The organism is Tildeniella sp. (assembly GCF_059505325.1).
The window spans coordinates 25,618-44,020 of the sequence record NZ_JCACKI010000005.1; the positions used below are offsets into that span (position 1 = coordinate 25,618).

An 18,403-nucleotide genomic window follows, 5' to 3' on the forward strand; every position below is an offset into this window, starting at 1 on the left:
CTTCTAATGTCCTGCCATACTTTGACCGATCGCGGCAAAGTCTGCGTCTTCGATCTTGCTTTCGTAGGCAAATTCGCCACCGCTGATGACGAAGATGCGATCGGATAACTTCAGCAACTCGTCCAAATCTTCGCTCACTAACAACACGGCAACACCGCGATTGCGGGCTTCGAGAATTTGTCCATGAATGTAGTCCACCATTGCGAAGTCCAACCCGAAACAGGGGTTAGCAGCAATCAGCAGCTTGATGTGGTCTTCTGAAAGTTCGCGTGCGAGAACGGTACGCTGGACGTTGCCCCCAGAGAGGTTGCCGACGGGCGTGTCGGGCGAGGGCGTTTTGATTTTAAAGGAACTGATTAAGCCGACTGCCATTTCGCGGATTGCCTTGAAGATAAGCAGAATGCCTTTTGCCTGGGGTGGGCGATCGAAGGTACGCAGCGCCAAGTTCTCAGCTACGCTCATGTGCGCGACACACGCATTGCGGAGCGGCTCTTCCGGCAGCACAAACACGCGATTCTTAAACATTTCGGCGCGGGTCATTTTGTACACTTTGCCATCGACCAACACTTCGCCAGCGGTTGCAGGACGCTGACCTGCCAGCACTTCGACCAGTTCGCGCTGACCGTTGCCAGAAATGCCCGCAATGCCGACGACTTCACCGCTATGAACGGTAAGATTCACGCCACCGACGGCTTCCAAACCGTTGTCTTTGTTCGCGTGAAGGTCTTTGATCTGAAGCACTGCGGCAGGTTCGCCGTGAATGGTTTTTTCGACCTTTTGCGGGTCGCGTTTTTCGCCCATCATCATCTCCGCCATTTCGGAGACAGTCATGTCTTTGACTCTGCCGTTACCAGCAAATTGCCCTTTGCGGAGCACGGTGATTTCGTCAGCAAAAGCGGTAATTTCGCGGAACTTATGGCTAATCATCAGGACGCTCAACTTGCCATCTGTCACCTGCTCCCGAATCAAGCCCAAGACTTCATCGGCTTCCGCAGGCGTAAGAACAGACGTTGGTTCATCCAGAATGAGAATCTTGCTTTGCAGATAGAGCTGCTTGAGAATTTCGAGCTTTTGCTTTTGTCCGGCTGCAAGCTGAGCGATCGTCAGATCTAGGGGTACTTTGAAGGGCGCAGTCTCCATGAAGGCAGATAGACCTTCAAACTCTTTCTTCCAGTTGATGAGGTTAGTGTTATCAAAGCGAGACAGGACTAAGTTTTCGGCAACCGTCATCGCGGGTACAGACGTGAAGTGCTGGTAGACCATCCCAATGCCGTAGGTATGGGCATCACGGGGGCTGTCGATCGTGCGCGCGCTGCCATCAATCCGCACCTCACCCGACGTAGGGGTATAAAAGCCCATGATGCACTTGACGAGCGTACTTTTGCCCGCACCGTTCTCCCCCAGCAACGCATGAAAGGTTCCAGGCTTCAGCTTCATCGAAACATTTTCCAGCGCCGTGAAGGAGCCAAAGCGCTTGGTCATGTTGACCACTTCTAAATCAGGTGGACCGATCAAGGCGTGGGCGTTGTTCGTTGAAGTGTGGGTTAACGGGTCTGCAACTTCGGTCATGCTGCCTCCTGGAGGGGTGAGAGTGATGATTCTGAATCGATGTTTCTAGGAGCTTGATGCGTTTAAGTGGGCGATCGACGTGAGAGGTTGGTTTCGCTACGTCTTCAGCATGGTTACATTGGCTAAAGGCAGCAGGCTTCTTTTAGCAATCCCAATCTACCGCCTCCAATCTCGACCTTAACCACTAATGGTTCCCAACGCGCCTGGTGCGCCCGAAAGCGTTTTCTTAGGTGAGCAGGTGATCACCATGATCAGCAAGGTCAATACGTAAGGAGCCGCATTGAACAGGTAGCGTCCTTGCTCAATGCCAACCGATTGCAAAGCAGGACCAACGGCTTGCGCACCTCCAAAGAAGAGCGATGCCCATAAGCATTGAATGGGATTCCAACGGGCGAAAATCACCAGCGCGACCGCCATCAAGCCCTGACCGCTGGAGATACTCTCAGACCACAGACCGGGATAGTAGAGGGAGAGAGAGGCACCACCGATGCCTGCGAGAAAACTACCTGCTACGATGCAGAGCATCCGCACCTTAGAAATAGACATGCCCATTGCGAGAGCGGCATCAGGGCTATCACCAACGGCACGGATAAATAAACCCCAGCGCGTCGATTTGAAGAACCAGAACATGAGAGGCGCGATCGCCACGCCGAGAATAAACAATGGACTAATCTTGAGTGCCGACTGTACCGCTGGAATCGAACTCCAGTTACCCAGATCGATCGTGGGCAACGGTGGCGCTTTCGGCTGAATGAATGGTTTTCCCAGGAAGAACGCAATACCGCTGCCAAAAATAATCATGGCGATGCCAACGGCAATGTCATTCACCTTTGGCTGCTGTGATAGCCATGCATGGATGAAGCCCAGCCCCATGCCTGCGATGCCTGCCACTAAAACGCCAATCCAGGGAGACACGGCTGCACCCACCTTATCTTGTAGCAGATACGACACTGCGTAGGCACTCATTGCCCCCGTCAGCAGCGTGCCTTCCAGACCCAGATTGATTTTGCCACTCTTCTCGGTTAGGCACTCGCCCAAACTCACGAATAAGAAGGGGGCACTCCCGCGCAGCGTACCAGCAAAAATCCCTAGTACAACGCCCCATGCGCCTAATGCCTCTGTTGCCATTGCTGTGCTCCGAATAAAGTAAATGAATGAAAGGATGAAGGCTAAAGGCTGAAGGCTAAAATTTTTAGCCTTTATCCTTCAGCCTTTAGCCTTTCCGGCTAGACGATCGCCGCTGTTGTGGTAGCGGGTGGAGTACCCTTCAGCTCTGGCTCTTTGAAAATCTTCAAGCGTCCGTAAAGCGACTCGCTGTATAAAACAACGATGAAGACAATGCCCTGAAACACCAGAACCGTTGCATCCGGCATATTAAACACGCGTTGGAGCGCACCACCGCTGGCAATGATGCCACCTAACAGAATAGCCACGAGCGCTGCCGCAAGCGGATTGTAGCGGGCAACGAAGGCAACCAAAATGCCCGCATAGCCGTAGCCTGCAATGATGGATGCGTTTGCCTGTCCTTGAACAGCCGCGACCTCAACCATGCCTGCCAGTCCAGCACAAGAGCCTGCTAGAAAACAAATGATGATGGTGAGCTTGCCAACGGGTAGCCCAGCAATACGAGCGGCTTTGATGTTGCCACCCGCGGTACGGGCAGCAAACCCAAAGGTGGTGTGCTGAATCAAGAAGTAGGCAATGACGCAGGCAATAATGCCGTAGATCAAGCCGTAGTGAATTCGGGTGGAGAAGATGTTGCCAATCTTGTAAATGTCCGGAATTGGGAAGCTAGAGGGCTTATTGAGCGATGCCGGGTCTTTCATCGGACCTTCGACGAGGTGATTGAGGAGGGCGATCGCAATGTAGTTCATCAACAAACTGCTGATGGTTTCGTTGACTGCCCGGTAATGCCGTAACGCACCGACGATCGCAATCCACACGCCACCGAAGATAATCCCACCGAGCGCCATGCCAAGCTGCACGACGAGCGGGGGCAAGCCCAGAAGACTCTGCACCTGATCAGGCGATGGAAGAACGCTGCCGTAAGAGAGTAAAAGCCCGAAGATCGCAGCACCAATGCCACCCATGACCAACGCACCTTCGTTGCCAATGATCATTAGCCCCAAACGAGCTGGCAGTGCGGTACAAAGAGCCGTCAGCATCAGCGGTGCCGCGCGTAAGAGTGTGCCCTGGAACGATCGCCAGTTGCCAAACGCCGACTTGTAGATCGCCTCATAGATAGCAAACGGATTTCTGCCACAGATGGCGCAGAAAACACCGAAAATGATCAACGCGACAATCAAGGCACCCAGAGGAATGCAGATTGCTTCAGCGGTCGATCGCCAGTTAGAACGACTGAGTGCCATAGGTCAACTTACCTTCCCAACAACGCCTTCAGCCAACCAATTGATCTGGGTCGGTGCCGCATCCGTCACTTTGTAAGTGGTACCTGCGGGAATCTTCACCGCGCCTGTGTTGTCCTTAATTGCGCCCTTGTACACCACTAGCGATCCGTCAATCAGCTTCGCTTTCGTTGCGTCAACATTCGTTTTGGCGGCGGCTGATACCGCTGGACCAAAGGTTGCCAAACTGATGTAGTCTTCCTTGATGCCGCCAATCACCTGGTGTGGAATGCCGCCATTCATCAAGGTCTTACCTGACTTAAGCAACTCCACATATTTCTTGTGAATCGTTGCCCAGTTATACATAGTGCCAGTCAGATAGCCCTTAGGAGCCAGGGCTGACTGGTCAGAGTGGAGTCCGCTCGAAAAAATGCCGCGTTTCTCAGCGGTCTCGATCACCACTTTGGGGCTGTCTACGTGTACACCAACGACATCCACGCCCTGGTCAGCCAGAGAGTTCGTGGCTTCCGCCTCTTTCACAGGCAATGCCCAATCGCCTGTAAAGATCACCTGCACCTTAAGGTCGGGTTTAACGCTGCGGGCACCCAGAATGAAGCTATTAATGTTACGGAGGACTGGATTAATGGGTTTCGCGCCGACAAAGCCCAGCTTGCCTGTTTTCGTGGTCTCGGCAGCAATGCGCCCAGCCAGGTATTGTCCCTCGTCGATCAGCGCAAAATAGCTGCCCACGTTATTCGGTAAACCCTCTTTCCAGAGCGTACCGGAGTGGAAGAACTGCACTTCTGGATAGTCTTTTGCGACTGCCAGGACGTGTGGATCAAAGTAGCCAAAGGAGGTAGGCACAATGACTGTCGCCCCGTTCTGGTCAATCATGTTACGCATGACTTCCTGAACTTCTTTGGTTTCAGGAACGCTTTCTTGCTCCACGATTTTAATGCCAGGGATCGCGGCGATCGCGGCAGCACCTTTTGCCTGTGCCTGGTTCCAGCCGTAGTCATCTTTGGGCGCGTTGTAGATAAACCCAATCACGATCGGTTTGTCTGAAACCGGACTGGCTGTACCACCGCTACTTGCCTGGGTCTCAGGGGGGGCAGAAGAACATCCCGTCCACAGCTTAGACGTGGCACCAAAAGCAGCGGTTGCCATCAAACCCCGAATGATCTGACGACGGGGAATATATAGAGGTCTTCTCGTACTCACGTTCTAATTCTCCTGAGAAACAGTATGAAGGGGAAAGGGGTTACTAACAGTGTGCAGGGGCGCTGTGAAGCGGAGACGCGACATTTGGGACTGCAACGATCACTTATAAGACAGCCGTAGCAAGATGTCGTCAGCCTATGAGAAAAAAAAAACTCAAAATGTGCCAAATTTGACATTTAGCGGTTTCAGCAGGGTGCGCTAGAGGTGCGTGTAAAGTGAGAAGAATGTCACTACTACAACAAAGCGCTGAGCGAGAAGCTCATAGGATAAGCATCTAAGATCGTCTAGGTCAGCAATCTAGATGACGTTTCAGCTCCTTTTATCAGCACTTTAGCAGGCACAAGCGCCTTTGCAAACGCACCGTACTGGATCATGCGAGAGCGGTTTCTAAAGACCGCTTGCAACTTAGAGCACACAAACTACGAACTTAGTGCTGGTCAAGGCTTTGATGATAAACCTTCAAGAAGCCACTCTTCGAGAAGTCGCCCTTCAATCACTGTTTACTTTTGTAGCGCCTACTTTTTACCTATGGATGCTGATGAAGCACTCAGAATTGTTGAGCAAGCCTTGAGCGATGAATGTTTGGGGCGGCTAGAGGCGATCGTGTTTCGGCAAGCGTGGGACGAATTGTCATACCAGGAGATTGCCCAGCGATCGGGGTATGAAGTGGGCTACATCAAACAAATCGGCTCACAACTTTGGCAGTCGCTCTCAAAAGCGATGGGAGAACGGGTCAGCAAAGGGAACCTCCAGGCTGTCTTGAAGCGGTATGTGAGTAGAGGGGAAGTCAGCGGTCAGCGGTCAGCGGTCAGCGGTCAGCAGTCAGCTTCATCCTTTAGCCCTCACTCCTCACCCCACCTCGACTGGGGCGAAGCCAGCGATGTTTCGGTTTTCTACGGTCGATCGACCGAACTCACGACTCTAGAAGCATGGGTGCTGCAAGACCGCTGCCGACTCATCGGCTTGTATGGGATGGGCGGCATTGGCAAAACAGCGCTGTCTGTTCGGTTGGCGCAGCAAATTCAGGCGAACTTTGAGTACGTCATCTGGCGATCGCTCCGCAATGCTCCGCCAATTCACAATCTGCTGCATGATCTCATTCAGTTTGTGGCAAACCAGCAGACGCAACCGCTTTTGCCAGAGACAGACACACTGGATCAACAAATTTTGCGGTTACTGCATTATCTACGCGCTCATCGCTGCTTACTGATTTTGGATAATGCTGAAACGGTGATGCAACCGGGCGATCGCGATGGCGGCTATCAATCTGGCTATGAAGGCTATGGGCAGCTTTTGCGCTGTGTCGGCGAAACGCCGCACCAAAGCTGTTTACTCATGACAAGCCGAGAAAAACCGAAGGGATTGGCTCCGAAAGAAGGCGATCGATTGCCCGTGCGATCGCTCCAGCTTGCTGGTTTGCCCCCTGCGGTTGGACGCGAACTCTTGAGCGTCAAAGGCACATTTTCTGGCTCCGCGACAGAATGGCAAACGCTGGTCGATTATTATGCGGGCAATCCGTTAGCGCTCAAGATTGTGGCAACTGCGATCGCCGATTTTTTCGATGGCAGCTTAACGCAGTTTCTCCACTTTTCACAGCAGGGCGGCTCCGTTTTTGGAGACATTCGGGATTTGCTGGCACGTCAAATTGGTCGTCTCTCTGACCTGGAACAACAGGTCATGTTCTGGTTGGCAATTAACCGTGAACCGATTCGCTTCGCTGATTTGCAGTCAGACTGTTTGCCACCTGTGTTGCCTGCTCACCTGCTTGAAACCTTGACCGCTCTTGAACGCCGCTCTCTGATTGAAAAGAACGGCAATATCTTCAACGGCAATGCCTTCACGCTGCAACCTGTCGTGATGGAATATATGCTGGAACAATTGATTGAGGGAGTCTGCGAGGAGATTGAAGGAGTCAGCGGTCAGCGGTCAGCGGTCAGCGGTCAGCCGTTAGAACAAGCGCAAAACCCTGCCTCATCGCCCCATCGCCCCATCACCTCACCCTCTTACCCGTTCCCCCTACTCCGCTCCCATGCGTTGATCAAAGCGCAGGCAAAGGACTACGTGCGTGAATCACAAATTCGCCTGTTGCTCAAGCCGATCGTCGATCGCTTGCTGCATACCAGTAGCCGTGTGGCTTTAGATCATCGACTGATGCAAATCATTGACGATGCGCGGGGAAAAGCCCCGCAGGTGATTGGCTACATGGGTGGAAACGTGATTAATTTGCTCTGTCAGCTTCAGGTTGATCAAGAGGATAGAGACCGTTTGCCCTTCGATCGGACGTTGGGCAATGCTTCCAAGCTCGATCGTGTCGCCTGCACGTTGCGCGATCGTGATTTTTCCAACCTCACAATTTGGCAAGCATACCTGCAAAAAGTGAGCCTGCACGGGACAAATTTTTCTCATTCCGATCTCAGCAAGTCTGTTTTTACGGAAACCTTCAGCCAAATTCTCGCCGTTGCCTTCAGCTCCGATGGCAACCTGTTAGCGGCAAGTGATATCAGCTATGAAGTGCATCTGTGGCGCGTTGCCGATGGCAAAAAGCTCTTAACCTGCAAAGCCAAAGATGGCTGGGCGTGGACGGTTGCCTTTAGCCCCGACAACCGCGTGTTCGCCAGCAGCGCCAATGGCACGATTCATCTTTGGGATGTGCAAACAGGCGACTGTATCCACACGCTACAGGGCTACACAAGCCGCGTTTTTTCATTGGCATTCAACCCCGCAGGCACGCACCTTGCCAGCGGCAACGAAGATTCCCATGTCAGAATCTGGAATGTCGCTACTGGAGCACTGACGGCTGTCCTTTCAGCACACACTGATGAAGTGCATTCGGTTGCGTTTAGTCCTGATGGTCGCCTCCTCGCCAGCGGCAGCTACGATCGCACCGTCAAACTATGGGATGTCTCTCAGTTGGGGAGCCAACAGTCAGCGGTCAGCCATCAGCCATCAGCCATCAGCCGTCAAACGGGAAACTCACCGCTCTCCTCACCCCTTTCTCCTTACCCCTCTCTCCTCACCCTCATCGGACACACCGATTGGGTCTGGTCGATCGCCTTCAGCCCCGATGGCAAAACCTTAGCCAGCAGCAGTAGCGATCGCACGATTAAGCTTTGGGATGTGCAAACGCAGCAGTGCTACAAAACCTTGCTGGGGCACGCTGCGGCAGTCCGCTCCATTGCCTTTGCCGCTTCTACAGGTAAAGATCCGACCAGCGCTTGTCTCGTTAGCGGTAGCGACGATCGCACAGTCAGGCTGTGGAATGAAAACGGTGACTGTCTGCGAATGTTACAGGGGCATACAAGTTGGATCTCTGCGGTTGCGTTTAGCCCCAAGGGTGGTTTGCTGGCAAGTGGCAGTGAAGATCAGTCTGTACGACTTTGGGACAGCGGCACTAATCAATGTGTACGGCTGATCCAAGGCTACAACAGCGGTGTTTGGTCGATCGCTTTCAGCCCTGATGGGCAGACCCTGGTTAGTGGCGGACAAGATCGGATGATTCGACTCTGGGATGTGTCAGCCGTCAGCCGTCAGCCGTCAGCCGTCACTCAAAACCCAAAACTTTCTGTCAAATGCGAAGCGAACGGCAGACAAGAAACGCGAAGCGAGTCCAAAGAACTCAGCGCTACTCAAAACGTACTCACCCCCCACACCCTACCCCCCACACCCTACCCTCTTGCCGGTCACACCAGTTGGGTCTGGGCTGTTGCCTTTAGTCCAGATGGTCAGACCGTTGCAAGCGGTAGCGAAGATGGCACGGTTCGCCTCTGGAATACCTCTGAGTTTGGGAAGCAGCGGTCAGCACACCGCAGAGCGGAAGCAAGCTATAGCAGTCAGCGGTCAGCGGTCAGCGATCAGAAAGAACTTAACTCAAACCTCGAACCTCAAACTTTCGTCCCCTCACCCCTCACCTCTCACCCCTCACCCCTCACCCTCACGGGACACACTCACGCAGTTTGGTCTGTAGCCTTTAGCCTTGATGGTCAAATCATTGCCAGCGGTAGTCTCGACGGTACGATTCGCCTTTGGCAGGAAGCGGGCTATGAGCAGCATATGCTTAAAGGACATGAGGGCGGTGTCTGCGCGGTTGCTTTTGCACCCCGATCGCCGCAGCGCCACCTCCTTGCCAGCGGTAGCCAAGATCAGACCATTCGGCTTTGGGGGCTGACAACTCAGGCTTCACTGCTGGGTGGCATCACTGGACAGCCTCTCCCTGTTGCGGTGCAGCACCTAAAGACGCTCATTGGTCATACCAGTTGGATTCGCTGTCTGGCGTTTAGCCCGGACGGTCGGTGGCTGGCAAGCGGTAGCTCAGACGGCATCGTGATTTTGTGGGATGCTGAAACGGGCGATCGGCTGCATGTGTTTCAAGCCCACGCTAGTTTGGTGCTGACCGTTGCCTTCAGCCACAACGAACCAGTGCTTGCGAGTAGCGGTGGTGACGGCATCATCAAGCTGTGGGACATAACAGCGGTTAGCGGTCAGCCGTCAGCCGTCAGCCGTCAGCCGTCAGTCGTTAGCACGACCTCACCCCTTACCCCTCTCCCCTTACTCCAAAACCTTCACGGACATCAAAACTGGGTACGCTTCCTTGCCTATAGCCCCGATGGACGCTTGCTGGCAAGCTGTAGCCAAGATGGTACTGTCAAGCTGTGGGAAGCGCGTTTAGGCCCAAAGGATGTCCCAAAGATGGGCTGTATGAGCGACACTCAGGAGATGCTGAGTGAGTCTTTCAATGAGTCCTTCAGCGAACAAGAGCGGGAAAGCAGTCGAAGCGTTAATGAAGAGGCTGCTTGCCTGGAGACCTTGAGAGTGCAACGACCGTATGAGAACGCTAATATCACGGGTGTGACAGGGCTAACAGCGGCTCAGAAGGGCACGTTGAAGCTGCTTGGGGCGATCGAGCAAGTGCCTGCCCCTCCAACATCACTCGACCCATCAGTCGCTCACTCATGATCAGGTCCGATCAGAACCGGATCATCGCAGAACTAAAGGTTTACAACGAATCGAGATGAACCGAAGACTTTTAACCGCTATTCTGGCAGCTGTACTTTGCCTGATGACATTTGTACTAGCGATCAACAGTCGCAATCTAGCAACCGCTCAGGGAGCAGAAACGCGGTCACAACCGACGCTAGCTCCACTGATTCCTTCTGCATCGCCAGCCAATCCTGCTTCTACTGCCTGTGCCGTACAGCCTGATCAAGGGAGCGCCAAGGCACGTAAAAAAGCGATGCTGGAACGGCGTGCCAAGCTGCTTGCAGATGGTGCAGTCTCTCTCTCACGTTTTCGGCAAGAGCCTGTAGCGTCTCAAAGCGTTGACAACGCTGAAAAGGCAACTACAGGTTACGTACCGAGAGAAGAGGTAGCGCTGATTGATCCGACCAACTACGGCGATCGCTTTCTTAACGATATCAATGGCAACCCCGCAAACCTGGAACCGCTGGTCGTTCTGCACGAAACCGTTGGTTCTGCGAGTAGCGCGATCGGTCTCTTCAAGGCATTTCATCTCAATGATAACGATCAGGTGAGCTATCACACATTGATTAAGCGGAATGGCACAGTCGTTTACCTGGTACCACCGGACAAACGAGCCTTTGGAGCGGGCAATTCTGCCTTTGTTGGTGCCAATGGTCTAGAAGCTGTGAGAACCAGTTCCGCTTTGTCAGCGTCAGTCAATAACTTTGCCTATCACATTTCTCTCGAAACACCCTACGATGGCAACCACAACGGCTATACACACAGTGGCTACACGCAAGCTCAGTATCAGTCGCTTGCCTGGGTAGTCGCTAATACAGGCGTCGCAGATGGACGAATCACGACCCATAGGGCGGTCGATCGCTCTCGATCGCGCATCGATCCACGCAGCTTTAGCAACACGACCTTCTTGGCACTCTTAAAAGCACAACCTAGAACCACTGCCATTGCTATCCGCTGTACCGATTCCCCGCTTTTACCCACTCAGCCCCAGTAGCGATCGAACAGAGTGGTTAAACGTACTGCTGTTACAAGTCTGTTAGTATCTTTTCATCAAAGGCTAGACTCTAAATTTGATGATGGAGACATACCAGTTAAGAGAAATCCCACCCCAGCCGCTTAGCTCAGCAGCATTCCTTCCGTTTGGTCAAGTGATCGTTGCGTTGGATGACCACACGCCTTTTGGGACTGAGGATGCCCAATTACAGCTGCAAAACGGCATTCCTCGCTTCTACATCATGCGGTTGCATCAGCACGGACGCAAGTTTCACAAAATAACGCGCCATCAACGCTGTACACAATGTCTAGGTTCTCTCGGCGGTAAAGAATGGTTCCTGGGCGTGGCTCCGCCCGGTACAGCACCACTTCCTACCTGGGAAGATGTGGTGGTTTTTCGCATCCCTGGCACTTGTTTCATTAAGCTCGAAATGGGCACCTGGCACGCTGGTCCCTATTTTGACGATGCCTGGGTAGACTTCTACAACCTTGAACTGAGTGATACCAACCTGGTTGACCATGACACCTGCAATTTATTAGAGAGCTATGGTGTCGAATTTGAGATTGCTTGACGGCACCCTGATTGATGGGAGCGCCATCGGAGCAGACGGGCATTAAGGCTGTAATGGCATTGCGTGGGTCACTGCAAGTCAGTGGACGATCGCTTAATCAATCGCCGCATCAGATGACTAAAAAAAGCCTAGCAATCCACTAGACTTTTTTAGTAGTAAGAATGGTTGGAAAATCTAAAGACCTAACTGATTGCCACGCTTGTACTGCAAATATGCGGCGACAAACAGCCCAGCAAGGGTAATCGGGATTAATCCAAGCACAATACCTGAAAGAAGTGGCTCTACCAAGTTAAATCTCCTTTTGAGTCCAGCAACTCTGACGTGAACGATATGCTCTGTGCCTATGGTACTAGGTTCAACGACAAAACGCAGCGCATACAGTGAGTTTTTTCGCTCAAAGTGGTATCGACATTAAGATCAGAGCTTGCCAATACCGCATTCATTTGCCGCATTCATTTGAAGATGCACATGATCGTAGGATGCGTTGGCGGCAGCAAAACGCATCATTGCTAGGGATGCGGTGCGTTACGCTTCGCTAACACACCCTACCTCTAAGGCTGCTCCACGTTGAATTGGTATAAAAATAACTGCACGCTTTTGAATCAGCGATCAGCTTTTCGCTAACGGCTGACAGCTACAGACCATGCTGTTATTTCTGTACAACTCCTAACTTGAAAGAAGTTGCGTCGTCTGAACCCTGAGCACAGCCAAAGAGTCGCTGACGAAGATGTCCGTCGATCGCTTCGTTCCTTTCCTGAAGCATGAGAGAATTGCAAAGTTATCTAAAGAGGCTTTAAAGTATAAGAGTGAATCGATCGAAATCTTTATCGCTACACACTTGCCCACAGGCGCTCTTTTGCACAACTTTTGGATAACCAGCTTCTTAATCACGAAAGTTCCATTCAGCGGATTGCCCTGGTCGTTCTGGCAACGTTTTTTGCTGTGTTCCTAGCTGTTCTAGGAATCTATCAGTTGAGCGCCTCTTCACCTTACGTGCGCGATGTCATGTCACATCAAGGTGATTCTATACAGGGACATGCCATTTTTCTCATGAACTGCGCTGGCTGTCATGGGACTGAAGCGAATGGATGGGTTGGTCCAAGCCTACGAGAAGTTTCTAGCCGTAAGTCCAAGGTCGGCATTATCCATCAAGTAACCAGTGGGAAAACGCCGCCAATGCCTCAGTTTCAGCCAAGCGCTCAGGAAATGGCAGACCTGCTTAGCTACTTGAACAGTCTTTAACACATCTATACCAGGAGTCAAAAGGGATAAGTCGCTCTAGAAGCTGACTTCTGACTCCTGAATTCTACACGCCAAGTTCTGCACCAGGATAGTCAGCAGGCAGAGCGTAAAAGGTTGCTGTCTCAAGTGTGACAGGTTTTGTGTTGTGTCTGCTTAGATTTCCCCTGGCAGGATCAGCGGCATCACGGTAGAGTCATTAGAAAGTGATTTCGCCTGTATAGGTGGCGAAGTTACCGCTAGCTGTGACTGCAATGCTGGGCGAACTCATCGGTGCGCGCTACAAAATTATCAATGTCCTGGGAGCAGGAGGCTTTGGTCATACTTACGTTGCCGAAGACACTCAACGTCCTGGGAACCCACGCTGTGTACTGAAGCATCTCACGTTCGCTAGCTCCAATGCCTCTGTGCTTCTGCAAGTGCGGCGGCTTTTTCAAACAGAGGCAGAGACGTTAGAGCGATTGGGCAGGCACGACCAGATTCCGCAACTGCTTGCTTACTTTGAAGAGAATCAAGAGTTTTATCTGGTGCAGGAGTTTGTGGAGGGTCATCCTGTTAGTGATGAGCTGACTGAAGGTGTCCACTTTTCTGAGAGCCAGGTGATCAGGCTATTAGAGGATGTTTTGGGCGTTTTGGAGTTCGTCCATGCTCAAGGGGTGATCCATCGAGATATCAAACCTGAAAATTTGATTCGCCGCGATCGCGATGACAAGCTTGTCTTGATTGACTTTGGTGCCGTGAAAACGCTGGGCAACACGATCGCTGAAGCCACGGGTGAGACCAGCCTGAGCATCCCGATTTACACGTCTGGCTATGGCGCTAGTGAGCAATGTCTGGGCAGACCGCAGTTCAGCAGCGACCTCTATTCATTGGGTATGGTCGCCATTCAGACCCTGACGGGGATGCGTCCATCGCAGCTACCGCAAGACTTCAACACATCTGAAATCATTTGGCGAGACCAGGCACAGGTAGGTGAGTCGCTGGCAACCTTCCTGGACAGGATGATTTGTTATCACTACATCCATCGCTACCAGTCCGCTTTAGAGGCACGGCAAGCACTACAGCAGGTTATTTCTGGTAGCGCACCTGCCAATCGCCGCACCGCTAATTTTCTCGGTCGTGCAGCAGCAAGCCCGCTCACCATGACTCCACTACTCCAAACTCAGTTTCAAGTGGAGCATTCAAAGCAACGCCCTCATCCTCGTTTCAACCGTACTAAACTGCTGACGATCGTGGGTAGCGCGATCGTGGCTGCTCTTGCTCTGACTGCTCTGGTACGTGGGTTACTGCCTTCTGCTGTAGTGCCCTCACGATCTGACTCAGCGCCGAAGCCAACGCAGAGCCTGGTGCTCGATCGTATCAGTGCGGGTGAAACGCTGCTAAGCCGCTGGCAAGTCAACCCCAAAAAGCAAGAAGGCGTTGAGCGGCTTGCTGCTGGAGAATATACGAAGGCAGTTGTGGCGCTGGAGGCAGCACGTCAGAGCAATCAGGGCGATCCCGAAACCTTGATTTACCTCAACAACGCACGTATCGGCACTGAAACGTCCTACAAAATCGCGGTTGCTGTACCACTGGGTGATACCTTTGGCTCGGCGCTCGAAATTCTGAGAGGGGTTGCCAAGGCGCAGGACGAGTTGAATCGGGCTGGTGGCATTAATGGCATCCGTTTGAAGGTCGTCATTGCCAACGATGACAACCAGCCCGATACGGCTCAACAGTTAGCGACCGTTCTGGCAAGCCAATCAGACGTTCTAGGTGTGATTGGACATGGCATTAGTGACACGTCGCTGTCTGCCGCCTCTGTCTATCAGGCAAATCAGTTAGTGATGGTATCGCCACTCAGTTCTGCGGTGCAATTATCCAGTTTTGGCGACTACATTTTCCGCACGATGCCCAGCGATCGCCTCACTGCCAAAGTGCTAAGCACCTATATGCTCAATAGCCTGAAAAAGCGTAAGGTGGTGGTCTTTTTCAACGCTGCCAGCGCGTACAGCGTGTCGCTCAAAACCGAGTTCAAAAACGCTCTATTTTACAATGGTGTGGAGTTGATGAATGAGTTTGACTTCTCCCGCCCCGATTTTGATGCGGCTGATAGCGTTGAAACCGCGATCGCTAAGGGTGCCGAAGTCATCATGCTGGCATCAGACAATACCGTTTCTGATCAGGCGATCCAGATTGTGCAGCTAAACCACCGTCGCCTCAAAGTGCTTGCTGGTGACAGTATCTCGACCGTAAAAATACTCAAAGTGGCTGGCAAGGATGCCGTCGGTACAACTGTCGCGGTTCCTGCTGATCTTGCTCAGTCTCTCTTCCAACGACAATCGAGCCAACTCTGGGGGCTTGATGCTTCCGTTAGCTGGCGCACTGCTCTGGCATATGATGCGACTCAAGCTCTCATCGCTGCCATACGAGTCGATCCCAGTCGTACGGGCATTAAAAGAGTGCTATCTCAAACCACGTTTGCGGCACATGGTGCAACTACTCCTGTGCGCTTTTTACCATCGGGCGATCGCCAGGGTAGCGTACTCTTAGTGACGATCGTTCCAGTGGCAGTCGGAAGCCAGACAGCCTACGAGTTTAAGCCACTATCTGCAAAGTAGAGGTGAAGCAGGAGACGACGTAAAGACTTTTTGGAAAGACTAAAGCAAGGCGCACTTTAACGACGCTTCCAGCTTTGACGCGACCATCAGCACAATCATCAAGGCTATTTCGTGGGAGCGACCGTGCCTTGAGCCGTTGCGGGGGTAGTCTGCGGACTATTCAAACGCTGTTGCTGTGCCGCCCGAAAATCTGCTGCTGCTGAATCGAGATTCTCTTTCTGCTGGTTATAAAAGTCTTCGTTGCTGGTGGAGCCTGCTTGCATTGCCCGATGCACTAAGTCCATTACGCCACCAGACTGGTCGCTACCCCGACCCGAAAAGGGATCGCGGGTTTGCCCATCCTGAAAAATTTCTTGCGGTTGAGCCACACCTTCTTGCTGAGCCGAAGCTGAGTGAGAAAGCCCCGTCATCAACCCGATCGCCGCCGCAAAACCGAAAGTGAACTGGGTAAGCCTACATGCGAATACTGTTGACATTCTCATTGTTGTAGTCATAAAACGTTCTCTACCCGAAACATCATCTGAAAGCTGCCGTACTAATCTCTAGCCAAGACGTTGCTGGTTAGCAGAATGCTCCCTGACTCCAAAAGTATTTTAGCACTCAACTCAAAAGCCGTTCTAGCAATGTGTTTAGAATAACAATGTTAAGACTTACGCACGGTGAGAGAAACCGGCTTTCTTGACACAATTGGTAGGCTCAAACGACAGCTTTTCGTAAAGAAACCCGGTTTCTGCGTAAGTCCTAAATGTGTTCAGAAGTCTCTGCCGAATCGTTAAGCTAGCGTCTGACGGAGTCTTGGCTGAATGATGATTAGCGCCACAACATCAAAGCTAAGCAGCAACAGTAGAGCGGCTCCCAGTGTGACAGAACCCCAGGGAGCCTGCATGACGACACTGCTCAGCGACCAGTCACTATGCAGATAAACGTAGCGAATGGGTTCGATCGCGTAGCTTAAGGGATTGAGCGTTGCGACCCACTGCAACCACAGCGGCATAAACGATAGGGGCACCAATGCAGTGCTGGCAAAGAGTAGCGGCAGGTTCGTGACAAAAATCACGGCGATGAGTTCAATATGACCAGGCAAGGAGAAGGAAAGCCCTAAACTCAAGGCTGTGACACCCAACACCAGCAGCAAGACAATCAAACCGACCAATCCCAGACCCAACGCATTTGGCAAGCCTGCTCCCAGTAAGGCACTCATCGTAACGATCGCACCGGTCTGAATCAGGCTCAACGTTGTAATAAAAATGGCAGATGCCATCACGATCGAAAACCGCGATGCCAGAGGCGCTACCAGCAAGCGATTGAGGAAGCCAAACTCGCGATCGAACATGACTGGTAGTCCAGCATTCAGCGCCCCGCCGAACGCTGTGAAAACGATTACGCCTGCGCCCAAAAATTGTCCATAGCTGACATCCGTCCCAAACAGACCCTGTGGCGCATTTTGAAAGAGTGCCCCAAACAGCACCAGCCACATAATCGGCTGAATAATACCTGCAATTAAAGTAGACGGACGGCGCTGGAGTTGAATAAAGAGACGGCGGGTCAGTGCTCCTGTCTCCTGTAAGAAATCGCCAAACGTCGAGTTGGGTTGAATTTCAGTACGTTTGTCTAGCTCAGTTTCAGACGGTGCAAAGGTTGTACTCATAAGTTAAACCGCGAAGATGAAGGTGGCACTACAGAGTTGAATCCTAAAGAAATGAGATAAGTTTAAGGGTTTCATGGGACAGCGTTTACAGATAGTATCTTGCAAATAGCGTTGCGCTGTGAAACTAGCCCATACAGTCGTTTTGGCTGGTAAATCTTGGTCAGCGCATACCCTGCTTCCGCTCTGCTTTCGTGTCGCGGCTACCAGCACTAGCAATTTCAGCATCCAATAAGGTGCGTCCAGTTGCTGCCAGATAGACATCATCAAGACTGGGGCGCGATTGGGCAATGCCGAAGGTTGGTAATCCAGCGGTTTGTAGAGCTTGCTGAATGGTGGCAAGAGCATCGCTTTGGGGCTGAACGACCAGATTAAGCGAGTTGCCCTGAGCGCTGTTGATAATGATTTCTTGCACGGCTGGCAGCGACTGAAGCAGCGTTCTTGCCCGTTCAGCCTCTTCAGGTGGCGAGAACTCACGGATGCGAAGCGTCACCCGATCGCCCCCCACTTGATCCTTTAGCTCTGAGGGCTTACCAGACGCAATCACCGAACCCTGATCAATAATGGCAACACGATCGGCGAGTGCGTCTACCTCCTCAAGATAATGGCTGGTCAGTAGAACAGTAGTGCCATCCGCCCGCAGCCCCCGAAGGAAATCCCAAACCGCAATACGACTTTCAATATCCAGCCCAACGGTTGGCTCATCCAAAACTAACACCTGCGGTTGATGTAGCAATCCGGCTGCCAGATCCAGGCGTTTCTTTAGACCACCGGAGTAAGTACCCGTCTTTTTGTCGGCGTAGCTTTCTAAATCCAATAGCTTGAGGACAAGGGCGATACGTTCTTTGGCGATCGCGCGAGGAAGATGATAGAGCGCTGCTTGCAGTTGAAGCAACTCGCGTCCCGTCAGCACCTTGTCTAGCGCTACTTCCTGTGCGATATAGCCCAGACATTGCCTAGCGAGGCGGGGCTGATCGATGACTGAAATACCAGAGACTTCCACTCTGCCAGAATCAGGCTCAGCCAACGTACAGAGACAGCGTAGAGTGGTCGTTTTGCCTGCCCCATTGGGTCCCAGAAGACCAAAAATTTCTCCTGGCTCAATCTGAAGTGAGACATCTTTCACAGCTTCTACAGAGCCGTACTGTTTCTTCAGCTTTTCAATCAACACCGCAGGAGCCATCGTACTCCTCCCAAGCTATACAAATCTCAACACTCTTTCATCCTATCGTAGTTGACGCG

The 18,403-nt window shown here is 52.2% G+C and carries 14 protein-coding genes; 6 read left to right on the top strand and 8 right to left on the bottom strand.

The genetic code is table 11. The features are described 5' to 3' along the window. Positions 1–3: 3 nt before the first annotated feature. The 4 genes from AC5JO6_RS02225 to AC5JO6_RS02240 form a co-directional block, all read right to left on the bottom strand. The gene (locus AC5JO6_RS02225; protein ID WP_496079407.1) at positions 4–1,569 is read right to left on the bottom strand and encodes an ABC transporter ATP-binding protein; all 1,566 of its coding nucleotides are present in this window, start codon (positions 1,567–1,569) and stop codon (positions 4–6) included. Positions 1,570–1,746: 177 nt separating this feature from the next. Continuing rightward, positions 1,747–2,697, bottom strand: coding sequence for an ABC transporter permease (locus AC5JO6_RS02230; protein ID WP_496079408.1), 951 nt, complete (start codon positions 2,695–2,697; stop codon positions 1,747–1,749). A gap of 98 nt (positions 2,698–2,795) precedes the next feature. Next, on the bottom strand, positions 2,796–3,938 hold the full coding sequence (locus AC5JO6_RS02235) for an ABC transporter permease (protein WP_496079409.1): 1,143 nt from the start codon (positions 3,936–3,938) through the stop codon (positions 2,796–2,798). 3 nt (positions 3,939–3,941) lie between these two features. Then, positions 3,942–5,135, bottom strand: a complete 1,194-nt coding sequence (locus AC5JO6_RS02240) for a BMP family ABC transporter substrate-binding protein (RefSeq protein WP_496079410.1) — start codon at positions 5,133–5,135, stop codon at positions 3,942–3,944. Between the two features lie 528 nt (positions 5,136–5,663). Between AC5JO6_RS02240 and AC5JO6_RS02245 the strand changes: the two genes are divergently transcribed. The 4 genes from AC5JO6_RS02245 to AC5JO6_RS02260 all read left to right on the top strand — a co-directional run bounded on the left by AC5JO6_RS02245 (position 5,664) and on the right by AC5JO6_RS02260 (position 11,820). Beyond that, entirely contained in the window at positions 5,664–10,088 is a 4,425-nt protein-coding gene (locus tag AC5JO6_RS02245) for a WD40 repeat domain-containing protein (protein WP_496079411.1), read from the top strand. A gap of 103 nt (positions 10,089–10,191) precedes the next feature. Further along, a complete protein-coding gene (locus tag AC5JO6_RS02250; protein ID WP_496079412.1) occupies positions 10,192–11,106 on the top strand; it encodes a peptidoglycan recognition protein family protein in 915 nt (304 codons plus the stop codon). A 79-nt stretch (positions 11,107–11,185) separates the two neighbouring features. Beyond that, a complete protein-coding gene (locus AC5JO6_RS02255; RefSeq protein WP_496079413.1) occupies positions 11,186–11,677 on the top strand; it encodes an ureidoglycolate lyase in 492 nt (163 codons plus the stop codon). 14 nt (positions 11,678–11,691) lie between these two features. Beyond that, positions 11,692–11,820, top strand: a complete 129-nt coding sequence (locus tag AC5JO6_RS02260; protein WP_496079414.1) for a hypothetical protein — start codon at positions 11,692–11,694, stop codon at positions 11,818–11,820. Between the two features lie 31 nt (positions 11,821–11,851). On the opposite strand, the gene petG is transcribed toward AC5JO6_RS02260, so the two are convergent. Next, a complete protein-coding gene (gene petG / locus AC5JO6_RS02265; RefSeq protein WP_075600448.1) occupies positions 11,852–11,965 on the bottom strand; it encodes a cytochrome b6-f complex subunit V in 114 nt (37 codons plus the stop codon). Between the two features lie 579 nt (positions 11,966–12,544). On the opposite strand from petG, the gene AC5JO6_RS02270 reads away from it, so the two are divergent. Continuing rightward, complete coding sequence (locus AC5JO6_RS02270) at positions 12,545–12,919, top strand: c-type cytochrome (RefSeq protein ID WP_496079415.1); 375 nt, start codon at positions 12,545–12,547, stop codon at positions 12,917–12,919. 221 nt (positions 12,920–13,140) lie between these two features. Further along, positions 13,141–15,516, top strand: a complete 2,376-nt coding sequence (locus AC5JO6_RS02275) for a bifunctional serine/threonine-protein kinase/ABC transporter substrate-binding protein (RefSeq protein WP_496079416.1) — start codon at positions 13,141–13,143, stop codon at positions 15,514–15,516. A gap of 104 nt (positions 15,517–15,620) precedes the next feature. On the opposite strand, the gene AC5JO6_RS02280 is transcribed toward AC5JO6_RS02275, so the two are convergent. The 3 genes from AC5JO6_RS02280 to AC5JO6_RS02290 all read right to left on the bottom strand — a co-directional run bounded on the left by AC5JO6_RS02280 (position 15,621) and on the right by AC5JO6_RS02290 (position 18,344). After that, complete coding sequence (locus AC5JO6_RS02280) at positions 15,621–15,992, bottom strand: hypothetical protein (protein ID WP_496079417.1); 372 nt, start codon at positions 15,990–15,992, stop codon at positions 15,621–15,623. Positions 15,993–16,288: 296 nt separating this feature from the next. Next, positions 16,289–17,164: an ABC transporter permease gene (locus AC5JO6_RS02285; protein ID WP_496079418.1), complete on the bottom strand. Its 876-nt coding sequence runs from the start codon at positions 17,162–17,164 to the stop codon at positions 16,289–16,291. A gap of 160 nt (positions 17,165–17,324) precedes the next feature. Continuing rightward, a complete protein-coding gene (locus AC5JO6_RS02290) occupies positions 17,325–18,344 on the bottom strand; it encodes an ABC transporter ATP-binding protein (protein ID WP_496079419.1) in 1,020 nt (339 codons plus the stop codon). Between the last annotated feature and the right edge of the window lie 59 nt (positions 18,345–18,403).

Excerpts from the sequence above, each read along its gene's own strand:
- AC5JO6_RS02225 (WP_496079407.1), bottom strand. The coding sequence starts at position 1,569 with ATGACCGAAGTTGCAGACCCGTTAACCCACACTTCAACGAACAACGCC.
- AC5JO6_RS02230 (WP_496079408.1), bottom strand. The coding sequence starts at position 2,697 with ATGGCAACAGAGGCATTAGGCGCATGGGGCGTTGTACTAGGGATTTTT.
- AC5JO6_RS02235 (WP_496079409.1), bottom strand. The coding sequence starts at position 3,938 with ATGGCACTCAGTCGTTCTAACTGGCGATCGACCGCTGAAGCAATCTGC.
- AC5JO6_RS02245 (WP_496079411.1), top strand. The coding sequence starts at position 5,664 with ATGGATGCTGATGAAGCACTCAGAATTGTTGAGCAAGCCTTGAGCGAT.
- AC5JO6_RS02250 (WP_496079412.1), top strand. The coding sequence starts at position 10,192 with ATGACATTTGTACTAGCGATCAACAGTCGCAATCTAGCAACCGCTCAG.
- AC5JO6_RS02255 (WP_496079413.1), top strand. The coding sequence starts at position 11,186 with ATGATGGAGACATACCAGTTAAGAGAAATCCCACCCCAGCCGCTTAGC.
- AC5JO6_RS02260 (WP_496079414.1), top strand. The coding sequence starts at position 11,692 with ATGGGAGCGCCATCGGAGCAGACGGGCATTAAGGCTGTAATGGCATTG.
- AC5JO6_RS02280 (WP_496079417.1), bottom strand. The coding sequence starts at position 15,992 with ATGTCAACAGTATTCGCATGTAGGCTTACCCAGTTCACTTTCGGTTTT.
- AC5JO6_RS02285 (WP_496079418.1), bottom strand. The coding sequence starts at position 17,164 with ATGAGTACAACCTTTGCACCGTCTGAAACTGAGCTAGACAAACGTACT.
- AC5JO6_RS02290 (WP_496079419.1), bottom strand. The coding sequence starts at position 18,344 with ATGGCTCCTGCGGTGTTGATTGAAAAGCTGAAGAAACAGTACGGCTCT.